Source organism: Bradyrhizobium sp. USDA 10063 (genome assembly GCF_054063735.1).
The window spans coordinates 824911-842392 of sequence record NZ_JBSSGP010000002.1 but is presented as its reverse complement, the minus strand read 5'-3'; the positions used below and the strand labels follow the sequence as shown (position 1 = coordinate 842392).

14 protein-coding genes are annotated in these 17482 nt (G+C 63.1%); 6 read left to right on the top strand and 8 right to left on the bottom strand.

Annotation, left to right across the window (positions count from 1 at the left end):
* Positions 1-4: 4 nt before the first annotated feature.
* The 6 genes from ACVJGD_RS05840 to ACVJGD_RS05815 all read right to left on the bottom strand — a co-directional run bounded on the left by ACVJGD_RS05840 (position 5) and on the right by ACVJGD_RS05815 (position 6520).
* Positions 5-379, bottom strand: a complete 375-nt coding sequence (locus tag ACVJGD_RS05840; RefSeq protein WP_456633461.1) for an SUF system Fe-S cluster assembly protein — start codon at positions 377-379, stop codon at positions 5-7.
* On the bottom strand, positions 376-1623 hold the full coding sequence (locus tag ACVJGD_RS05835) for a cysteine desulfurase (RefSeq protein ID WP_456633460.1): 1248 nt from the start codon (positions 1621-1623) through the stop codon (positions 376-378). Before ACVJGD_RS05835 ends, ACVJGD_RS05840 begins: the two co-directional genes overlap by 4 nt.
* Positions 1620-2945, bottom strand: a complete 1326-nt coding sequence (gene sufD, locus ACVJGD_RS05830) for a Fe-S cluster assembly protein SufD (RefSeq protein WP_456633459.1) — start codon at positions 2943-2945, stop codon at positions 1620-1622. Before sufD ends, ACVJGD_RS05835 begins: the two co-directional genes overlap by 4 nt.
* 18 nt (positions 2946-2963) lie before the next feature.
* On the bottom strand, positions 2964-3713 hold the full coding sequence (gene sufC, locus ACVJGD_RS05825) for a Fe-S cluster assembly ATPase SufC (protein WP_456633458.1): 750 nt from the start codon (positions 3711-3713) through the stop codon (positions 2964-2966).
* A gap of 63 nt (positions 3714-3776) precedes the next feature.
* Positions 3777-5273, bottom strand: a complete 1497-nt coding sequence (sufB, locus tag ACVJGD_RS05820) for a Fe-S cluster assembly protein SufB (RefSeq protein ID WP_456633457.1) — start codon at positions 5271-5273, stop codon at positions 3777-3779.
* A gap of 92 nt (positions 5274-5365) precedes the next feature.
* Positions 5366-6520 (bottom strand): cysteine desulfurase family protein, encoded by a 1155-nt coding sequence (locus tag ACVJGD_RS05815; RefSeq protein WP_456633456.1) that lies wholly within the window; start codon positions 6518-6520, stop codon positions 5366-5368.
* A gap of 352 nt (positions 6521-6872) precedes the next feature.
* Between ACVJGD_RS05815 and ACVJGD_RS05810 the strand changes: the two genes are divergently transcribed.
* Entirely contained in the window at positions 6873-7520 is a 648-nt protein-coding gene (locus ACVJGD_RS05810) for an alpha/beta hydrolase (RefSeq protein ID WP_456633455.1), read from the top strand.
* A gap of 54 nt (positions 7521-7574) precedes the next feature.
* Here the strand turns inward: ACVJGD_RS05810 and ACVJGD_RS05805 are convergent, their stop codons facing one another.
* Positions 7575-8252: a glutathione S-transferase family protein gene (locus ACVJGD_RS05805; RefSeq protein ID WP_456633454.1), complete on the bottom strand. Its 678-nt coding sequence runs from the start codon at positions 8250-8252 to the stop codon at positions 7575-7577.
* Positions 8253-8336: 84 nt separating this feature from the next.
* On the bottom strand, positions 8337-9440 hold the full coding sequence (locus tag ACVJGD_RS05800) for an anhydro-N-acetylmuramic acid kinase (RefSeq protein WP_456633453.1): 1104 nt from the start codon (positions 9438-9440) through the stop codon (positions 8337-8339).
* 165 nt (positions 9441-9605) lie between these two features.
* Between ACVJGD_RS05800 and tyrS the strand changes: the two genes are divergently transcribed.
* The 5 genes from tyrS to ACVJGD_RS05775 all read left to right on the top strand — a co-directional run bounded on the left by tyrS (position 9606) and on the right by ACVJGD_RS05775 (position 17458).
* Positions 9606-10862 (top strand): tyrosine--tRNA ligase, encoded by a 1257-nt coding sequence (gene tyrS / locus ACVJGD_RS05795; RefSeq protein WP_456633452.1) that lies wholly within the window; start codon positions 9606-9608, stop codon positions 10860-10862.
* Between the two features lie 55 nt (positions 10863-10917).
* A complete protein-coding gene (locus ACVJGD_RS05790) occupies positions 10918-12159 on the top strand; it encodes an MFS transporter (RefSeq protein WP_456633451.1) in 1242 nt (413 codons plus the stop codon).
* A gap of 100 nt (positions 12160-12259) precedes the next feature.
* A complete protein-coding gene (locus ACVJGD_RS05785; RefSeq protein ID WP_456633450.1) occupies positions 12260-13957 on the top strand; it encodes a methyl-accepting chemotaxis protein in 1698 nt (565 codons plus the stop codon).
* Between the two features lie 365 nt (positions 13958-14322).
* Positions 14323-15522: a serine hydrolase domain-containing protein gene (locus tag ACVJGD_RS05780; protein WP_456633449.1), complete on the top strand. Its 1200-nt coding sequence runs from the start codon at positions 14323-14325 to the stop codon at positions 15520-15522.
* Between the two features lie 250 nt (positions 15523-15772).
* On the top strand, positions 15773-17458 hold the full coding sequence (locus tag ACVJGD_RS05775; RefSeq protein ID WP_456633448.1) for a flavin-containing monooxygenase: 1686 nt from the start codon (positions 15773-15775) through the stop codon (positions 17456-17458).
* Positions 17459-17482 lie beyond the last annotated feature (24 nt).

The window sequence follows — 17482 nt, the reverse complement described above, 5'->3', positions numbered from 1 at the left end:
AACCTCACCACATGTTGAGCACGAGGCGGGCCTCGTCGCTCATCCGATCCGGCGTCCAGGCCGGCTCCCAGACCAGGTTGACATTGACGACGCCGACGCCGGGAACACTGGCCAGCGCATTCTCCACCATGGTCGGCAATTCGCCGGCCGCCGGGCAGTTCGGCGTGGTCAGCGTCATCACCACGTCGACGCCGCGGTCGTCCTTGAGGTCGACCTTGTAGATCAATCCGAGCTCGTAGATGTCGGCGGGGATTTCCGGGTCGAATACCGTCTTCAGCGCAGCCACGATCTCCTGGCTGAGACGCTCGGTCTCCTCCGGCGGCAAGGCGGAGTTCGTCTCCACATGGGCGGTTTTGACGTCGTCGGCTGTCTCGGTCATGCAAACAATTCCCCGGCCTTGATCAAGGCTTGCGCCAGATGGTCGACCTCTTCCCTCGTATTATACATGCCGAACGAGGCCCGGCAGGTGGCTGTGACATTGAACCGCTCTAAGAGCGGCATCACGCAATGGGTGCCGGCGCGCACCGCAATGCCCTGGCGGTCGATCACGGTCGCGACGTCATGGGGATGGGCGCCCTTCATCTCGAAGGAAATAATTGGCCCTTTCTGCCGGGCGGTGCCGATCAGCCGCAGCGAATTGATCTCGCGCAGACGCTCCTGGGCATAGGTGAGCAGGCTGTGCTCGTGAGCGGCGATGCGCTCCTTGCCGATCGAATTGACGTAGTCGATAGCAGCGCCGAGCCCGATCGCCTGGACGATCGGCGGGGTTCCAGCCTCGAACTTGTGCGGCGGGTCGCCATAGGTGATCCAGTCCTTTGCGACCTCGCGGATCATCTCGCCGCCGCCGTTATACGGCCGCATAGCGACCAGAAGCTCATGCTTGGCATAGAGTGCGCCGATGCCGGTCGGGCCGTAAACCTTGTGTCCGGTGAAGGCGTAGAAATCGCAGTCGAGGTCCTGGACGTCGACCGGCAGGTGCACCGCACCCTGGGCGCCATCGACCAGCACGGGAATGCCGCGGTCATGCGCGATCCTGACGACCTCCTTGACCGGAACCAGCGTTCCGAGCGCGTTCGACATCTGCGTGATCGCGACCAGCTTGGTGCGCGGTGAGAGCAACTTCTCGAATTCGTCGATCAGGAAATTGCCGTCGTCATCGACCGGCGCCCATTTGATGACGGCGCCATGCCGCTCCCGCAGGAAATGCCAGGGCACGATGTTGGAATGGTGCTCCATGATCGAGAGCACGATCTCGTCGCCCTGCCCGATATTGGGCTCGCCCCATGACGAGGCGACGAGGTTGATCGCCTCGGTGACGTTCCGGGTGAAGATGATCTCTTCGCTGCGCCGGGCATTGACGAACTGCGCAACCTTGGTGCGGGCGCCTTCGTAAGCCTCCGTCGCGGCATTGGCGAGGTAATGCAGGCCGCGATGCACATTGGCGTATTCGGTCCTGTAGGCCTCGGCCATACGGTCGAGCACCGCATTCGGTTTCTGCGCGGAGGCCGCGTTGTCGAGATAGACCAACGGCCTGCCGTAGACCTTGAGCGCCAGTGCCGGAAAGTCCTCGCGCACCCGCGCGATATCGTAGGCGCCGTTGGCAACCGCCGGATGCGTGCTCATCCCCGTGCCTCCAGCCAGCGCCGTGCCGCCGCGATCACATGCTCGCGCAGCGAGTCGCTCGTGATGGATTCGATGGCCTCGCCGACAAAGGCCTGGATCAGGAGCGCCTGCGCTTCCTTCTCCGGGAGTCCGCGCGCACGCAGATAGAACAGGAGGCTCTCGTCGAGCGCACCGGTGGTCGCGCCATGGCCGCAGGTCACGTCGTCGGCAAAAATCTCGAGCTCCGGCTTGTTGTCGGCCTCGGCCTCATCGGAGAGCAGCAGCGCCCGCGTCATCATCTTGGCGTCGGTCTTCTGCGCGTCGGGACGGACCACGATGCGGCCCTGGAACACCGAATGGGCGCGGTCGTCGATCACGGCGCGGAACACCTCGCGGCTGGCGCAGTGCGGCACCGCGTGATCCATGAACAGCGTGGTGTCGGCATGCTGCCGGCCCTTGATCAGGTTGACGCCGTTGGTGTCGACCCGGGCGCCCTCTCCCGCGAACAGGATGGTCGGCTGGTAACGACTGACGCCCGCACCCGACACCATGCCGAAGGTGTTGAGCTGCGCATGCGCGCCGAGCGTCACCACTGCGGAAGAAATGTTGAAGGCTTCCAGCCCGTCCTCGACCAGGCGGAGATGATCGAGCCGCGCGTTGTCGCCGAGTGCAACGATCAGGGAGTCGTAGGTCTGGTACGCCTTTGCACCTTCGCTGGCGACAAAGCTTTCGACCAGCGTCGCGCTCACATCGCGGCCCAGCCGGAATAGCGAACGCGTGTACATCGCAGCCGGTGTGCTCGCGCTCGCGACATGGATCACATGCAGCGGCTGCTCCAGCACGGTGCCGCTCGCAATTTCGATCACGACGCCGTCGGTCGCCATTGCCGTGTTCAGCGCTATCATGGGATTGGAGTTATCCGACGCCAGCAACTGCTCCTGCAGCGCGCCGTCGCCTGCCTCCAGCACCTCGCGCAGCGTGCGGACGGAAAGGCCCTTCTCGGCCTTGCCGAGATCGGAAAGCTTTGGCGCGAATACGCCGTCGACCAGCACCAGCCGGCGTGTACCCTCAATAGTGTGCAGCTTGAGCGTGGCTTCCGCGCGCGACAGCGCCGCCGTATCGGGCGCTGCCGCCAGCGGCAACACCTCGCGCATCAAGACCCGCAGGTCGGTATATTTCCAGTCCTCGATCCGGCGGTGCGGGAGGCCTGCGCGCTCAAAGGCCTCAAAGGCCTGCCGCCTCTGCTCGGCGACCTTGCCCGAGCCGGGCAACCGTTCGCGCGCGAGCGCAAAGCTGGTGCTCACCGCGCGCCCGGTATCGGTTTTTGCCAACACGACGTTCATCACGAATTCCGTTCAGGCTTAGGCGTCTTCGAACTGCGCATAGCCGGATTCTTCCAACTGCAGCGCCAGCTCCTTGCCGCCAGTCTTCACCACCGAGCCCTTGGCCATCACATGCACGAAATCCGGCACGATGTAGTTGAGTAGCCGCTGGTAGTGAGTGATCACGACCATGGCGCGCTCGGGCGAACGCAGCGCGTTGACGCCGTCGGCCGCGATCCGGAGCGCGTCGATGTCGAGGCCGGAGTCCATCTCGTCCAGGATGCAGAGGCTCGGCTCGAACAACGCCATCTGCAGGATCTCGTTGCGCTTCTTCTCGCCGCCGGAGAAGCCGACATTGACGCCGCGCTTGAGCATGTCCTGCGGGATGTTGAGGGTCTTCGCGACCTCGCGGACTTTCTTCAGGAAGTCCGGCGTCGAATATTCGCTTTCGTCGCGCGCCTTGCGCTGCGCATTCAACGCGGTGCGCAGGAAGTTCATGGTGGCGACGCCGGGGATTTCCACCGGATACTGGAACGCCAGGAACACGCCCTTGGCGGCGCGCTCGTCCGGCTCCATCTCCAAGAGGTCCTCGCCACGGAACAGGATCTGCCCGCCGGTGACCTCATAGCCCGGCTTGCCGGCGATCACGTGCGACAGCGTCGATTTGCCGGAGCCGTTCGGCCCCATGATCGCGTGCACCTCGCCTTCGTTTACGGTCAGCGACAGGCCGTGGAGGATTTCGCGATCCTCGACACGAACCTGGAGATCTTTCACTTCAAGCAATGCCATTACAGTTTTTCCCAGGGTAGCATCCTTAAGGCGCCGCTGCGGCAGGCCCGCGAAGGATGAGGATTATCCAACCGAACCTTCCAGCGAGATCGAGATCAGCTTCTGCGCCTCGACCGCGAACTCCATCGGGAGCTGTTGCAGCACGTCCTTGACGAAGCCGTTGACGACGAGGCCGACCGCCTCCTCCTGCGACAGCCCGCGCTGAGTACAGTAGAACAGCACGTCCTCGGAGATCTTCGAGGTCGTCGCCTCGTGCTCGAACGTCGCCGACGAGTTCTTCGCCTCGACGTAGGGCACGGTGTGCGCACCGCATTTGTCGCCGATCAGGAGCGAGTCGCAGGCGGTGTAGTTGCGCGCGCCGATGGCTTTGCGGTGCGCGGTGACGAGGCCGCGATAGGTATTCTGCGACTTGCCGGCGGCGATGCCCTTGGAGATGATCCGGCTCGACGTGTTCTTGCCGAGATGGAGCATCTTGGTGCCGCTATCGACCTGCTGGTAACCGTTCGAGATCGCGATCGAGTAGAACTCGCCGCGCGAATTGTCGCCGCGCAGGATGCAGCTCGGATATTTCCAGGTGATCGCAGATCCGGTCTCGACCTGGGTCCAGGAGATCTTCGAGTGGTCGCCACGGCAATCGCCACGCTTGGTGACGAAGTTGTAGATGCCGCCCTTGCCTTCCGAGTTGCCCGGATACCAGTTCTGCACCGTCGAATATTTGATCTCGGCGTCATCGAGTGCGACGAGCTCGACTACGGCGGCGTGCAACTGGTTCTCGTCGCGCTGCGGCGCGGTGCAGCCCTCGAGGTAGGAGACATACGAGCCCTTGTCGGCGATGATCAGCGTGCGCTCGAACTGGCCGGTGTTGCGCTCGTTGATGCGGAAATAGGTCGACAATTCCATCGGGCAGCGCACGCCCGGCGGCACGTAGACGAACGAACCGTCGGAGAACACCGCCGAATTCAAGGTGGCGAAGAAGTTGTCCGACGTCGGCACCACGCTGCCGAGATACTTCCGCACGAGTTCAGGATGCTCGCGGATCGCTTCCGAGATCGGCATGAAGATCACGCCGGCCTTCTTCAATTCCTTCTGGAAGGTGGTCGCAACCGACACCGAATCGAAGACGGCGTCGACCGCGATCTTGCGCTGCTCCGTCGGCTCCGCGCCCGGCGGCGGCTCGACGCCCTCGAGAATCGCGACTTCCCTCAAGGGAATGCCGAGCTTCTCGTAGGTCTTCAGAATCTCCGGATCGATCTCGTCGATCGACGACAGCGTCTTCTTCGGCTTTGGCGCCGCGTAATAATAGATGTCCTGGTAGTCGATCTTCGGATAGTTGACGCGCGCCCAGGTCGGCTCGGTCATGGTCAGCCAGCGGCGATACGCCTCCAGGCGCCATTCCAGCATCCAGGCCGGTTCGTTCTTTTTCTCTGAGATGAAGCGGACGATATCTTCCGAGAGCCCCTTGGGGGCCTTTTCGGACTCGATAAGCGTCTCGAACCCATATCGATACTGATCGACGTCGATCCGTCGGACACGGTCGACCGTCTCCTGTACAGCAGGCATTCAATCCTCCGCTCGCGGTTTCAAGGACCGCGGTGGATCAGTTCTAAGAGTGGTACGGTTGTTTAGTGGACGAAACACCCGCTTAGAACCGTTCAAGCTGTGTTTCGTCCCCCTCTAAGTAAGGTATTGGCGAGCTTTCGCCAAGCCTTAACGGCCAAATCTACATCTGTTCCGGATGTAGACCAGCCAAGACTAAGCCGCACTGCTCCCTGGGCGAGGTCCGGCCGGAACCCCATCGCGGCCAGCACATGCGACGGCTGGACTTTTCCCGAGGAACACGCGGAACCCGAGGATACCGCGATACCGGCGAGATCGAAGCCGATGACAGCCGTTTCGGCCTTCAGACCGGGTGCGGTAAAGAGCGTGGTGTTAGGCAGCCTCGGCACGCTATCTGAGAATACGATAATACCGTCAACCTCCCTCAGGCCGGCCTCAAGACGGTCCCTCAGTGACCGCACCCGGACGGTATCGTTCGAGAGGGCCGCCATCGCGGCCCTGGTGGCCGCGCCGAAAGCCGAAATGCCGGCAACATTTTCCGTGCCGGCACGGCGCCCGAGTTCCTGGCCACCGCCATGCAGAAGGGGTTCGAGCCTCTCCACGCCTTCGACCAGAACCATGGCCCCGACGCCCTTGGGGCCACCGATCTTGTGCGCGGACAGCGTCACCAGATCCGCCTGCAACGATTCGAGGTCGAAGCCAATTTTGCCGAAGGCCTGGATCGCATCGACGTGGAGCAGTCCGCCAGCGGCATGAACGATCTCGGCCGCCTCCGAGACCGGCTGCAGTGCGCCGGTCTCGTTGTTGGCCAGCATGACCGACACCAGCGCAGGCGGTCCGTCAGCAAGCTTGCTGCGGAGATCATCAAGGTCCAGCACGCCTGACGGTGTCACCGCGATCGTTTCGATCGCCTCAGCCGCAAAGCGCCCCCCTGACAGCACCGAGGCGTGCTCGATTGCCGACACCAGGAGCCGCTGGACAGGGGCACCGCCGCCGCGTCGCACGCCCGGCGTCAACGCCAGCGCATTCGCCTCCGTGCCGCATGAGGTAAACACCACATCCTGCGCCCTGCCGCCGACCGCTGCGGCAATCGCGCCCCTGGCGTCCTCGACCAGTCGTCGCGCCTGCCGTCCCTCGGCATGCACCGAGGACGGATTGCCGCACAGCTCCCATGCCGCCGCCATCGCCGCCTTCGCCTCGGGGCGAAGCGGCGTGGTCGCATTCCAGTCGAGATAGACGCGGTCCGTCATGGAGTATTATAATACCTCAACGCTTCTTCCGGGCTCTTGCCTGCAATCTTCGCTCGAGTCTTGCCGGCGTTATGCCAGTTGGTGATTGTAACGCCGCCCGCAATCACCAGCTAACGCATTGAACACGCTTGGCGATGTTCAAGATGCTTGCTTTTTGCCCCTCGCCTCATGCTAGAACGCGGGCCTCAAAAACCAACCGAGAGGCGCCGTTCGTTCGCGGGAAGCCGCCTGACGACGCCGATCACGGTAATCCAGCCACTTTGTCTGCCGGGGGCCGATGAAGTCAGCACAACTCGGTTGATTGCCCAGCGCCAACCAAGGGTCAAGCGTAGGATCACTCAAGGGATCACGGATGCCTGAAGTTATTTTCAACGGCCCGGCGGGCCGTCTCGAAGGCCGTTACCACCCGGCCAAGCAAAAGAATGCGCCGATCGCCATGATCCTGCATCCACACCCGCAGTTTCACGGCACGATGAATCATCAGATCGTCTACCAGTGCTACTATGCCTTCGCGCATCGCGGCTTTTCGGTGCTGCGTTTCAACTTCCGCGGCGTCGGCCGCAGCCAGGGGTCGTTCGACCATGGCACCGGCGAATTGTCGGACGCGGCCTCCGCGCTCGACTGGGCGCAGAGCATCAATCCCGAGGCGCGCGCCTGCTGGGTCGCGGGCTTCTCGTTCGGCGCCTGGATCGGCATGCAGCTTCTGATGCGCCGGCCCGAGGTCGAGGGCTTCATCTCGATCGCGCCGCCCGCCAACCTCTACGACTTCTCGTTCCTGGCGCCCTGCCCGTCCTCGGGCCTGATCGTGCACGGCGACAAGGATGCCGTGGTGCCGCCCAAGGACGTCAACACGCTGGTCGAGAAACTGAAGACGCAGAAGGGCATCGTGATCGATCAGCAGGTCATCCCCGGCGCCAACCATTTCTTCGACGGCAAGCTCGAGCCGTTGATGGAAACGGTCACCGGCTATCTCGACATGCGCCTCGCCAACGTGCGCTAAGCACGCGCTGCGTAGGGGTGGGTTAGCGTAGCGTAACCCACCATCTACGACATGCTACGCCGCGAGCTTCAGCAAATGCGCATCATGCTGCTTGAGGAAGGTGCGCAGCAATTGCGGATAGTCGGCGCCGACCGCTGCCTCCACGCTCGGACGCTTCGCCAGCTCCGCGCGCCACTTCCGCACCTTTGGCAAGTCCTTGAACACCGCAAGGTCGATGAACTCATCGAACACGTCGAAATAGCGGAAGATGGGCGCGAACACTGCATCCACCAGGCTGAACTTTTCGCCCGCAAAGTACGGACCCGAGCCGAGCGCTGCCTCGACGCGGGCAAATTTGGCGGCGACTGCCCGGCGCTTGGCCTCGAAGGTCGCGGCGTCCTTGGCGGTCTCGAGGCCCCAGAGATCGCTTAAGATCGCGGAGCCGAATTCCATCCAGGCGCGATGCTCGGCACGCGCGAGCGGATCCTGCGGATGCAGCTTGGCGCCCGTTTGCGTCTCCTCGATATATTCGCAGATCACGTTGCTCTCGAACAGCGCCACCTCGCCCTTGTCGGTCGCCACTGTCAGCACCGGCACCTTGCCGAGCGGCGATATTTTCAGGAACCAGTCCGGCTTGTTGCCGAGATCGATATCGATCCGTTCGAAGGCGACGCCCTTCTCCGTGAGCGCGATCACCGCGCGCTGCACATAGGGACAGAGCTTGTGGCTGATCAGTTTCAACGCGGCGGCCATAGGCGCACTCCTTGGTTTCATGCAGATGCATATATTTAAATGCATCCGCATGAACAATCAAGATAGATGCAACTGCATCTACCCTTAAGGCCGCGCGATGACGCCCCCGGTCATCGGGATCGGTACGCCCGTGGTGGCGGGATAACTGAGCGGCAGCCCCTTCATGCCGCGCACCGCGAGGAAGCCGAAAGCCTGCGCCTCGATCGCGTCTGCCGACCAGCCGAGCGCATCGGCCGGTTCGACAGTCGCGGGCGCAACCCGTTCGCGCAGCATTCGCAGCATGGTCAGGTTGCGCGCGCCGCCGCCGGCGACGATCCAGCTCTTCGGCAGCTTCGGCAGTAGCGGCACCACGCGGGCGATCGCGGCCGCAGTGAAGGCGGTCAGCGTCGCCGCGCCATCGGCGGGCGCGACGTCACCGAACTTCAATGCGGTGAAATCATTGCGGTCCAGCGATTTCGGCGGCGGCAGCGCGAAGAACGGCAATTCCAACGCGCGCGCAATCCAGGCCTCATCGACCCTGCCCTGCGCGGCGAAGCGGCCGTCGGAGTCGAACGGCTGGTTCATGACGCGGAACATGTAGTCGTCGAGCAGCGCGTTGCCGGGACCGGTGTCGCAGGCGATCAGCGTGTCGGTGCCGTCGATATAGGTGATGTTGGAGACGCCGCCGACATTGACCACGACGGTCGGCTCCTCGCGCTGCACCGATTGCACCAGCGCCCGGTGATAGACCGGCACGAACGGCGCACCCTGACCGCCGGAGGCGACATCGGCGGCGCGGAAATCATGCATCACGGGAATGTGGATCGCCTTCGCCAGCGCCGCTGCGTCGCCGATCTGCACCGTCAATCGGCGCTCCGGCCGGTGCAGCACGGTCTGGCCGTGGAAGCCGACGATATCGATCTCCTCCGGCGTGATTCGATTCTGCGCGAGGAAGGCGGCGACCGCCTCGGCATGCGCCAGCGTCACGGCGCGTTCGGCCTCGGCCAGGATTCCGGGCCGGGCGTCGCGGTGCGACAGATGGACGGCCTCGGTCAGCGCCTGGCGCAGCAGGCTGCGCTCGGCATTGCTGTAGGGCCGGTAGCCGGACGGCCCGAACGACTTGACCAGCTTTCCATCGGTTTCGATCAGTGCGACGTCGACCCCGTCGAGCGAGGTCCCGCTCATCAGACCGAGTGCGGTCAATATCATCCGTGTGCCTTCGACGCCCCTTTTGCCCTGCCCTGACGCCCGGCTTGTATCAAACAAGCACATCTTATAATGCCACAGCGCGCCTCGCGGCGGCAGCCCGTTCGGTCAAGGTTCCCCAACCGGCTGCAATTACCGTAAAATAAGAATGATTGGGCCTGCCGACAGATGACTGCATTTAAATCAGATTTCATGAATGAGCTCCAGTGGCGTGGCTTCATTCATCAGGCGTCGGACGCCGCGGGCATCGACGCACTCGCCGCCAAGGGCGGTATCGTGGCTTATGTGGGCTACGATTGCACGGCCCCGTCCCTGCACATCGGCCATTTGTTGTCGGCCATGATGCTGCACTGGCTGCAGGAAACCGGTGCGGGCAAACCGATCACGCTGATGGGCGGCGGCACCACGCGCGTCGGCGACCCCTCGGGCAAGGACGAAACGCGTCAAATTCTCTCCATCGAGCAAATCGACGCGAACAAGGAATCCATCAAGCACGTCTTCAAGCGCTTCCTGAAGTTCGGCGACGGCAAGACCGATGCCGTGATGGCCGACAATGCGGAGTGGCTGACCAAGCTCAATTACATCGAGATGTTGCGGGACATCGGCCGGCATTTCTCCGTGAACCGCATGCTTTCCATGGACTCAGTCAAGCTCCGCCTCGATCGCGATCAGGAGATGAGCTTCATCGAATTCAACTACATGATCCTGCAATCCTACGACTTCGTCGAACTGGCGCGTCGGTACGGTTGCAATCTGCAGATGGGCGGCTCCGATCAATGGGGGAACATCGTGACCGGTGTTGACCTCGGCCGCCGCATGGGCACCCATCAGCTCTACGCATTAACGACGCCGCTGTTGACCACCGCTTCCGGCGCCAAGATGGGCAAGACCGCGGCCGGCGCGGTCTGGCTGAATGCCGACCAGTTCAGCCCCTATGATTACTGGCAATACTGGCGCAACACGGAAGACGCCGACGTCGGACGATTCCTGAAATTGTTCACGACGCTTTCGATGAGCGAGATCGGGAAGCTGGAGGCGCTGCAGGGCTCGGAGATCAACGAGGCCAAGAAGGTGCTGGCGACGGAGGCGACCGCCATGCTCCACGGCCGCGACGCCGCCGTTGAGGCCGCCGAGACCGCGCGGCGCACTTTCGAGGAAGGCGCGCTGGCGGAGACGCTGCCGACGATCGAAATTCCGCGTGGCGAACTGGACGCAGGCATCGGCGTGCTGGCTGCCTATGTGAAGGCCGGCCTCGTCGCCTCCAATGGCGAGGCGCGGCGCCAGATCAAGGGCGGCGGATTGCGCGTTAACGACATAGCAGTTACCGACGAGAAGATGGTGCTGACGCCGTCCGACCTCACCACTGAGGGCGTGATCAAGCTGTCGCTCGGCAAGAAGCGGCACGTCCTGCTGAAGGCTGCATAGGCGCATTCGCTTTTTGCGGCTTGTGGGGAGGCGCGGAAACGCGCTCCCTCTGCTCATGGACAAGAACACGCCCGGGGAGCAAATCGCGGCGCAGCCGCCGACGCGCATCGCGCTCAACGTGCTCGCGTTGTGCTTTGCGCTCTCGGTGATCGGCCGCGGCCTCGGCGAGAGTTTCACCGTCTTCCTCAAACCGATCTCGGAAAGCTTCGGCTGGGATCGCGCGCAGATCGTCTCGGTCTATTCGCTGACCTGGCTTGCGGGCGGCCTGACAGCGCCGCTGATCGGCCGCCTGTTCGATCATTCGGGGCCGCGAGCCGTCTATTCGTTGGGACTGCTCCTGCTCGGTGGCGCGTTCCTGGTGGCGGCGCATGCGCAATATCTCTGGCAATTGCAGTTCAGCATTGGGCTGTGCGTCGGAATCGGGATCGCCTTCATCGGCAACGTGCCGAATTCGATCCTGCTCGGCCGCTGGTTCGGCCCGCGCCTGCCGACCGCGATGGCGGTGGTCTATTCAGCGACCGGCGCCGGGGTGCTGGTGCTGTTGCCGGCCTCGCAGCTTCTCATCGATGGCGTCGGCTGGCGCGGCGCGTACCAGATATTCGGCATCACGGCGCTGTGCCTGTTGGCGCCGCTCTTGCTGTTACCCTGGCGGCTGTTCTCGCGCGGCTCGCCGCATGTGGTGAAGAAGGCCGATCCTGACGTTGTCGACGAAGGCTGGACGCTCGTCGGCGCGATGCGTCACCACGCCTTCTGGGCGCTGTTTGCGACCTTCTTCTTCACCGCGATCGGCATGTACGCGATCTCGGCGCAGATCGTGGCCTATCTGATCGACGCCGGCTTTCCGCCGCTGCAGGCCGCGACCGCCTGGGGCTTCAGCGGCATCGTGCTATTGTTCGGCATGCTCGGCGTTTCCGAACTCGACAGCATCATCGGCCGCCGGCCGTCGGTCCTGCTCAGCTATGCGATCTCGATCGTCGGCATCATCCTGCTCTGGCTGTTGCAGTGGTACCCGAACTTCTGGCTGCTCACCGGCTTCGTCGTCTGCTTCGGCAGCATGATCGGCTCGCGCGGCCCGCTGATCACGGCCACCGCAATGAAGATCTTCCGCGGCAAGCGGGTCGGTACGATCTACGGCACGATCTCGATCGGCAGCGGGCTCGGCTCCGCGTTCGGCTCCTGGGCCGGCGGCCTGATCCACGACGTCAGCCACAGCTACAATCCGGTGATCGCATTCGCGCTGGTCAGCGTGATCCTGGGAATGATTCCGTTCCTGGTCGTACCGGCGCTGCGTCGCTGATCAAGGGCGTCTCAGAGGTATTCCTTGATGGCATACCGTATTCACGATTGGTAAGACAGTTTCTGCTACGCCTCGGGAAACAATTCCCGTAGAGGCCACCATGAACCTTCTCAGCCGACTGACGATCCGCACCAAACTCGCCAGCATGGTGGTTCTCGCGGCCATGACCGTCTTTGCGATCGTCGCGGGTGCAGCCTGGATCAACCGAAACCGCATGCTCGACGACCGCGTCGCACAGATGCGGACGGCGGCTGACCTGCTCTACGGCGTGGCACAGTCGCTGCAGGAGGATGTCGCCGCCGGAAAGATGACCGTTGCCGAGGCGAAGGAGCAGTTTCGTCAGCGCGGCCGGAAAATGACATTCAACAATGGCCAGGGATATCCGAACGCCTACAACGTCGCCGACACATCGCTGCTATTGAACAGCGCCAATCCCAAGCTCGAAGGCAAGATCAACGGCACCAAGGACGCCAATGGCGTCCTGATCGCCGATGCCCAGATCGCTGCCAGTCGCCAGAGCCCGGAAGGTGGCACCACATCCTACCTCTATCCGCGCCCCGGGCAGACCGTGCCGGCGCGAAAGATGACCTATGTTCGCGCCTTCGAGCCGTGGAACATCGTCATGAGCTACGGCCTCTATGTGGATGACATCGACGCCGACATGAATGCCGTGCTGCTGCAGCTCGGCGCGATCGGCGGCGGCCTTATGCTGCTGATGGGGCTGTTGTCGTGGCTGATTGCCCGCGACGTCGTGGGCGCACTGGAGCGCCAGAAGAACCGCATGCAGCGCATCGCCGAAGGCTCGCTCGACGAAGCGGTCGAGGAGACCGGACGCCGTGACGAGATCGGCCGCATGGCGGAAACGCTGGAAGTCCTGCGGCAGACCGCGATCACCGCGCGGGCGCTGGAAGCGGAACAGGTTGCGACCAAGCAGCAGAGCGAGAAGGAGAAGCGCGACGCCCTGATCGCGCTCGCCGATCGCTTTGATGCATCGGTCGGTCAGCTTGTCGGACTGATGGCGTCGGGATCGAGCGAACTGGAAGCCACTGCAAAATCGATGTCCGCGACCGCCGAGGGTACCAATCATCGCGCGTCCGTGGTCGGCTCGGCGGCAACGGAGGCAAGCTCGCGCGTTCAGACCGTGGCCTCGGCTGCGGAGGAATTGTCCTCGTCGATCTCCGAGATCAGCCGTCAGGTCACGCAGTCGGCCAATATCACCGGCCGCGCCGTCGAAAGCGCCCGCCGCACCGATACCATCGTGCGAGCGCTCGCCGATGGCGCCCAACAGATCGAGCATGTCGCCGAGCTGATCTCCAGCATTGCGGAGCAGACCAACCTCCTGGCGCTCAATGCCACCATCGAAGCCGCGCGCGCCGGTGAAGCTGGCCGAGGCTTTGCCGTGGTCGCATCCGAGGTCAAGAGCCTGGCAAGCCAGACCGCCGAGGCCACCAAGGAGATCGGCACGCGCATCGCGCAGATCCAGGGCGCGACCAAGGAAGCGGTCGAGGCGATCGACGGGATCACCGCCACCATCGAAGAGGTCAGCACGATCGCAACCTCGATCGGCTCCGCGATCGAGCAACAGGGCGCAGCGACGGCCGAAATCGCGCGCAGCGTGTCGCAGACGGCGGAAGCGACCAAGGAGGTCACGACCAATATCGGTGGCGTCAGCACCGCAGCCAACGAAACCGGCAACGCCGCAGGCCTCGTTCTCGCCGCGGCCAGCAATTTGTCCAAGCAGGCCGAACAGCTCTCGGGCGAAGTCTCGACCTTCCTCGCCGGCGTACGCGCCGCGTGAGCCTGTGTCGCGCCGTCTGATGCGACCCAAAGGAAGTTGCACCTGTCAACTTCGCTGACATGTCTCAGCGAAAAATTCCTGGCACTTGAGATGCCAGGGGTGAAATGCGTGGCCGACAAAAAGAAATCGGTCTAGTCTTCCCGACGCGTGAGTAGAACCTCAATGCAAGGATGGTGAAGACGCCAATCGCTATGGCTGCTACGGCCACGGTCGGCCTTCGTTCGCGCAACCGTCGCTGGGGCAATCGGACTGCAGCCCGATCTTGATACGTTACAACGGTTGATATCGTTCCGCGGAGACCGACGGCGGCCTGTCGACAAGCGACGGGATCGAGCTTGGTCAATTCCAAAACGGGAGGAACGGCAATGGGTAACGAGTTGAAAGCCGCGTGTGACGGTATCCTGCAGAAAGTTGTGACCGGAAAGAGCCGCGTTCCGGGCGTGGTGGCGATGGTCACCGACCGCTCAGCCAACACCTACGAAGGCGCCGCCGGCGAGCGTAGCATTGGCGGCAGCCAGGCAATGACGACCGACACCGTCTTTGCGATCTTTTCGACCACAAAGGCAATCACGGGGACGGCGATCCTGCAATGTGTCGAAGAAGGCAAGCTCGATCTGGACGCCCCGGCCAAGACCTACGTTCCCGAGATCGGCAAGCTTGAGGTGCTCGAAGGCTTCGACGCGCAAGGCAAGCCAACGCTGCGGGCACCGAAACGCGACATCACCACGCGCATGCTGATGCTGCACACAGCCGGCTTCGGCTACGACTTCTTCAACGCCAATTACTTTCGCCTGGCGCAAGAACATGGCCAGCCAAGCGTGATCACCTGCTCAAGGGCATCACTGATGACGCCGCTCCTGTTCGATCCCGGCGACAAGTGGGAGTATGGCAGCAACCTCGACTGGTGCGGCCAGGTCGTCGAGCGCATTCGCGGCAAGCGCCTCGGCGAGGTGATGGCGGAGCGGATTTTTGCGCCGCTCGGCATGGAGGACATCGCTTTCTCGCTGACGCCCTCGATGCGCGAGCGCCTTGCCGTCATCCACCAGCGCGAAGCCGATGGCGCGCTGACCCCGCTTCCCGATCTGCAATTGCCGCCCGAGCCCGAGGTCGACATGGGCGGTCACGGACTTTACGCCTCGATCGGCGAGTACATGAAATTCATCCGCATGTGGCTGAACGACGGAGCGGGACCGCAGGGCCGCGTGCTGAAGCAGGAGACGGTGGAGGCCGCGGTTCGTAATGGCCTTGAGGCGCACCAGACCGTGGTGATGCTGCCCGGCGTGATTCCGACGCTGTCGAACGATGCGGAGTTCTTCCCCGGACTGAAGAAATCCTGGTCCTACACCTTCATGGTCAACGACGAGGACGCGCCGACCGGCCGACCGGCCGGTTCGATCGGCTGGGCCGGACTCGCCAACCTGTTCTATTGGATCGATCGAAAGAACGGGTTCGGAGGATATTGGGCGACGCAGATCCTGCCGTTCGGAGATCCGACATCGTTCGGCGGCTACCTGGATTTCGAGACTGCCGCCTATGCAACCGGCGAGGTGCGCGCAGCAGCGTAGTGCCGATGAAGCGAAGCGGCCTTCCTCGCGCCGCCACGCTTCCCGGCTCTTGAATCTGCGTGGGTTTGCGACGTTTCCGGCCGGAACCACATGCAGTCGGCCAGTCTGTCGTTCGGCAGGCTGGCCGCTGCCATCCTCAATTCGAATGGTGCGAGCGATCCATCGGCCGCGCGGCGTCGAGAGGGCATTGCGATCACGGCAAGAAGACTGGCCGGACTTCAGGGAGACTGCTCAGGAGAGGAGAAGTGTCATGACGAACGTGCAAGGTGAGTCGCGCAGCGCAGGTGCGAAAGCAGACTACGATGCGATCATCATCGGCGCCGGGTTCTCCGGCATGTATATGCTGCATTCGTTGCGCGACAAGCTCGACATGAATGTCACCGTGTTTGAGGCCGGCGACGGCGTCGGCGGCACCTGGTACTGGAACCGCTATCCCGGCGCGCGCTGCGACTCGGACAGCTACATTTACTGCTACACGTTCGACAAGAACCTGTTGCAGGAATGGAACTGGTCCGAGCGCTATCCGGAGCAGGACGAGATCCTGCGCTACCTCGAGCACTGCGCGGAGCGTTTCGACCTCAAGCCCGACATCCAGTTCGGCAAGCGCGTCATCGAGGTCGTCCTCGACGACGACGCCGGGCTCTGGACGGTGCGCACCGACAAAGGCGACGTCGCCAGAGCACGTTTCGTCATCACCGCGGTCGGCGCGCTGTCGGCCCCCAACGTGCCGCCGTTCAAGGGGCTGAACACCTTCCAGGGCAAGTGCTACCACACCAGCCAGTGGCCGCACGACGGCGTCGACTTTACCGCAAAGCGCGTTGGCGTCATCGGCACCGGCGCTACCGCAGTGCAGGCGGTTCCGGAGATCGCGCAGCAGGCCAAGCACCTGACGGTGTTCCAGCGCACACCGGCCTTCTGCGTGCCGGCACGCAACGGCAGTGTCGATCCCGAGGTCGCCAGAGCACGCAAGGCCGATTACGACGGGATCCGCCGGCGCATCAAGGACTCGTTCTTCGGCTTCGAGCTGGATTTCATTCCGAAGTCGGTGCTCGAAGCGACGCCTGAGGAACGCGAGCGAGAGTTCGACAGGATGTGGGATGTGGGAGGCTTTAGCTTCTGGCTGGCCAACTACCAGGACATGTTCTTCTCCAAGGAGGCGAACGATATGATTGCCGACTACCTCAAGCGAAAGATTCGATCCACCGTCAACGATCCGGTCACGGCCGAGAAGCTGATACCCAAGACCTATCCTTACGGCACCAAGCGCCAGCCACTCGACTCCAACTACTTCGAGACTTTCAACAAGAAGAACGTAACTTTGGTGGATGCGAGCACGGACGGGCCGATCGAGGAGATCACGCCGAATGGCATTCGCGCCGGCGGCAAAGAATACCCGCTCGACATCATCGTCGTCGCCACCGGCTTCGATGCCCTTACCGGCCCCCTGAAGAGCCTCGGTATCAAGGGGCGTGGCGGCAGGACGCTGGCGCAGGAGTGGGAAGACGGTCCGCTGACCTATCTCGGTCTGGCGATCTCCGGCTACCCGAACCTGTTCATGATCACCGGCCCACAGAGCCCCTCGGTGCTTTCGAACATGCCGGTATCGATCGAGCAGCATGTCGAGTGGATCACCGAATGCATCGCCCACATGCGGCGAAGCAAGCTGGCGACCATCGAAGCGAGCCCGCAGGCGCAAGACGCGTGGGGCACGCATGTCGCGGAGGTGGTCAACTCAACGCTGATGACCACCGCCAATTCGTGGTACATGGGAGCCAACATCGCCGGCAAGGCGCACCGCTTCCTGCCCTATCTCGGCCCCGAAGGTGTCGCCGGCTACCGCAGGAAGTGCGCCGAGATCGCCGAGAAGGGCTACGAGGGCTTCATCTTCACGAGCGAAGACCAGGGCGGAACGCTGCACCCAATTGCAGCCGAATGAACCTGATGATCTTGGACCGGGAGC